This window comes from Eubacterium ramulus ATCC 29099 (assembly GCF_000469345.1).
Lineage (GTDB): Bacteria > Bacillota > Clostridia > Lachnospirales > Lachnospiraceae > Eubacterium_I > Eubacterium_I ramulus.
The window spans coordinates 1-4,184 of the sequence record NZ_KI271147.1; the positions used below are offsets into that span (position 1 = coordinate 1).

Annotated in this window: 3 protein-coding genes; all 3 read left to right on the forward strand. The window is 41.8% G+C overall.

The window, feature by feature from the left end; translation table 11 throughout:
• The first annotated feature begins 328 nt into the window (after positions 1-328).
• Entirely contained in the window at positions 329-1,837 is a 1,509-nt protein-coding gene (locus tag HMPREF0373_RS10205; protein WP_021739628.1) for a LysM peptidoglycan-binding domain-containing protein, read from the forward strand.
• A 159-nt stretch (positions 1,838-1,996) separates the two neighbouring features.
• Positions 1,997-3,220 carry a DUF5711 family protein gene (locus HMPREF0373_RS10210; RefSeq protein WP_021739629.1) on the forward strand — a complete coding sequence of 408 codons (1,224 nt, stop codon included), beginning with the start codon at positions 1,997-1,999 and terminating at the stop codon, positions 3,218-3,220.
• On the forward strand, positions 3,220-3,909 hold the full coding sequence (locus tag HMPREF0373_RS16085; protein WP_021739630.1) for a CvpA family protein: 690 nt from the start codon (positions 3,220-3,222) through the stop codon (positions 3,907-3,909). Before HMPREF0373_RS10210 ends, HMPREF0373_RS16085 begins: the two co-directional genes overlap by 1 nt.
• Positions 3,910-4,184: the final 275 nt, after the last annotated feature.

Sequence of the window (4,184 nt, forward strand, 5' to 3'; positions counted from 1 at the left end):
TGCGTGGCATACGGTGCCGTCAAGTAAATGAGACAAAACTGAAACGAACTCCAACAAAAGGATCGTTGTAAAATTTTCGTCGTGGCTGTTGCATTTAGCCCGACCGCGTGAGTGTGTCTGAGGCTGCTGTTTTTGCAGCCGAGTTCGCGGAAGCGGTCGGAGATAAGCGATGCAACGGACACAGAAAATTTTTCATGTCCTTGTTGGAGTTCGTTTTAGTTTGTCTCTTTACAAAAAGCGGCAAAGTTTTACAATACTTCCATGGTAAAATTCCCCGAGAAATTTAAAACATTATGACTGTATAAATGGTAGAAAGAGGGAATAGAACATGGAAAATCAGCGTGACAGAGAGTTTGTTTTGCCGAAAAATATCCGTCAGATGGGAAAACTGGGAGAAACGTATAAAATATATGTGGAAGATTTTGTATATACTTATGTACACCGTACGTTGCGGGAAGAACAGAAAAATCCGGATTTTGTGGCGGCAGTGCTCCTGGGCAGACATTTTTCAAGAGCAGGACAGGAATACATATTTATCAACGGTGCGCAACAAGTAGAATTTTCATTGAATTATGCCATTGGCAGCAATATGCATTTTGAAAAACAGATGTCTGATGAGATACAAAATGCAGCATTGTATTTTGCAGAAGAGGTAGCGCAGCCGGATGGGGTTACAGATGAGATGTCACGGGCCGGTGAAGTTGTCACAGATGCCGGGCAGGTTTGTGAATATGAGGAACAGCCTTTTGCAGCGGTTTCTACGCCGGAACGTCAGCAGTTGTTTTGGGAGAGCGTATATCAGGGCATCAAGGAATATTTTTCTGAGTATGAACTGCTGGGCTGGTATTTTGAACTGGATGGCTGTAATCAGGAAGTATCAGCATCCATGCAGCAGTTTTTTGATGCCACGCAGGAACACGGTTCCAGTTTCTTGTATTTGTCGGACAGGATAAATCGTACAGATACATTTTTTGTACAGGAGCAGGGCAGACTGCAGCGGCTGGACGGCTATGCGGTATATTATGAAAAAAATCCCGCAATGCAGGAATACCTGGTGGCACAGAATCGACACAGCGACCCAGTGCGCAATAAAATGGAATGTGAAGTGTCATCTCGTGAAGATGTGGCACGAAATTATCGGGCGATCCTGAACAAGTTAAACGAAAAACCTTCCCGAAAAAAATATCAACCGTTTGTATATGTGGCGGGTATTGCAGTTCTTGCAGTAGTGGCGGCAACCGGTATTTCACAGATTGGAAATTATCAGAATCTGAAGACACTGGAACAAACGCTGCAGACTTTTTCCGGAAATGTACAAAAGGGAGGTATTGCAAATGACAGTTCAGAATTGATAGCGGAAGAACAGGGCACAGCATCCGGTACTGTGGAAAATGGACAGGCATCGGGTACTGAAGGAATGCAGGAGGAAACAGAACAGGCATCAGTTGCAGGTACAGAGGCAGGGAATGGCAGTGATGAAAAGGGACAGGGTGCTCAGAGCACGGGTGATAGTGCGACCGAGACAGGAAATGCGACAGAAAATGCGGGTGAGAATATGTCCGCAAATCTTTCTCAGAGTGCAGGAGCCGATGCATCGGTATCAGATATTTCTCAGAATACAGGAGGTCATAATTTGACATCCGAAAATGCCGCTGATATATCAGGCGGAACAGCAGACAGTTCTGCCCGGTATTATACGGTGAAAAAAGGGGACAGCCTGATGTCTATCAGCAAAGCTGTTTATCATACCACTGCGATGATTCCGGAAATCTGTAATGCGAATCAGATTGAAAATATGGATATGATTTATGAGGGACAGCAGTTATTATTGCCGTAAACTTTCTGGACTTTACCGTGAAAATGCATTATGATATATCAGATGTGAGATGACTCCCACCTATGCAGGTGGTGAGCAACAAGAATGCCTGTTTCTATACGGGATGAATAATAAAGGTTGAAATATGTACATCAGACAAGGTTCTGAACGGAGGAAAGAATGAAGAACGCAGGAAAAAGTAATCTGCAGATGGTTCAGGCGAACTGGGAGGAGATTGAGCGCAAAGTCCGGGAACATCATAGAAAACAGTTGAAAGTAGTGGCGATCATTGTTGGAATCTGTGTAGTGATGGGGATTAGTTATTATATCTTTATGCAACATAAGTCATATGATGACTATCGAATTACCAGTACAGCAGATCGTTCCGATACCGAGGCGACAAAGTTTGTAGATTTTAATGGAAATTTGCTGAAATACAGCAATGACGGTGTATCCTATGTAACAGTGGACAATCAGATCATCTGGAATCAAAGTTACGAGATGCAGAATCCAATTGTGGCTGTCCGTGGACAGTATGTGGCGTTTGCCGATACAACGGGAAAACAGATCTATGTAATGAATACAAGTGGTACGCAGGGAAAATTCAAAGTGACCATGCCAGTGATGAAGATGGATGTGTCTGCGAACGGAAGTGTTGCTGTCCTGATGGAAGAAGACGGAACCAGTTATTTGTCCCTTTACAGCAAGAGCGGAGAACAGCTGGCAGAAGGAGCCATTCATGTAGAAAAAGGCGGAACACCTATGGATGTTGCACTTTCTGATGATGGAGAAAAAATGGTTGTGTCCAGTCTGGATATTCATGATGGCAGTGCAAAGAGTACTGTGACATTTTATAATTTCGGTGCAGTCGGAGAAGAAAAAGTAGATCATATTGTAGCTACATATACTTATAAAGATACTGTGATTCCGGAAATCGCATATATCGGTTCTAATCAGGTACTTGCGTTTTCTGATCAGGGAGTCTATACATTTAGCGGCGGAAATGTACCCAAAGAGGGTCCGAAGAAGCTCGTAGAACAAGAAATAAAAATGGTATTTCATGATAACAACTATTTCGGACTTGTATTTGCATCGGGGAAAGACGAGGCAAAACGAAATGTGGTTGTGTATAATATGAAGTGTGATGAGCAGACCCGGTTTGTGACAGATTTCCCGTTTGAAGAAATCCAGTTTCTGGATAACCACGAAATTTGCCTGACCAGCAATTCCATGGCCGCGCTTTATACTATGGGCGGGCTGGAAAAATTTTATTATGAATTTAATGAGCCTTTGTATCATATGATGCACATAAAAGGGTATCGCAATTATGCTTTTGTTGTGGAGGGAAAAACACAGCAGGTTCGTTTTCGATTATTCGGAAGTGGGAAAGCAGGCGAAAAATAATGAACTGGTTATTGTTAGTGGTGGTAGGACTGATTCTGTTCTGCGCGATCCGTGGGTGGCGCAGAGGTTTGCTGCGCATTCTGTATTCCCTGATATCTGTAATATTGCTGATTGGCCTGATTTCTTATGCTACGCCATATATCAGCAGTTATATTAAAAATAATACCGGGATATATACTGCCTTGGAGCAGCATTGTATACAGGCGTTTCAAGAACGTGGACAGAGCAGTGTATCGCAGACTGTTTCCGGGAATACTGACGTAGTGGGAGTAGCCTTACCGGAACAGGTTGCTTCCTATATAACGAATTCTGGAAATAATCTTCTGGAGCAGAGTGGAATCTATGAGGCATTGGGGAGAAAAATGGCAGACTGGATACTTGCCGGTGTCTCCTATTTTGTAGCATTACTTCTTGCAGGTTTGATTGTATCTATGATCGGAAGATCACTGCGTATCATAAATCGGATTCCTGTATTAAAAGGAGTTAATCGTATATTGGGAATTTTTGCAGGTGCTTTTCAGGGATTGATTATTGTGTGGCTGTTGTTTTTGCTTTTGACTTTATTTGCAGGTACAGAACAGGGACAGCAATGTATTGCGCAGATTGACCAGAGTAATATTTTGAGTTACTTATACTATAATAATGTACCGTCAAAAATTTTGACAGGTTTTCTGATGAAAAAAATGTAAGGAGAAAATAGATGTTGTGGTTTATGGATGTAGATACCACAATATCTATTTTTACGTAAAAAAACTTGTGAAAAAGTGAAAAAATATGTAAAAAAGTGTTGACAATGTAAAGCCTCAATGGTATTATCTAATAGCTGTCGCGGGAACGAAGCAAGTTTGAAAAACAATTTTAAAAAAGTTAAAAAAGTTGTTGACAAGCAAAGAAACCTGTGATAACATATAAAAGTCGCTGAACGAAAGCGGCAAACAAAGAACTTTGATAACTGAACAGTGAA

Excerpts from the sequence above, each read along its gene's own strand:
- HMPREF0373_RS10205 (WP_021739628.1), top strand. The coding sequence starts at position 329 with ATGGAAAATCAGCGTGACAGAGAGTTTGTTTTGCCGAAAAATATCCGT.
- HMPREF0373_RS10210 (WP_021739629.1), top strand. The coding sequence starts at position 1,997 with ATGAAGAACGCAGGAAAAAGTAATCTGCAGATGGTTCAGGCGAACTGG.
- HMPREF0373_RS16085 (WP_021739630.1), top strand. The coding sequence starts at position 3,220 with ATGAACTGGTTATTGTTAGTGGTGGTAGGACTGATTCTGTTCTGCGCG.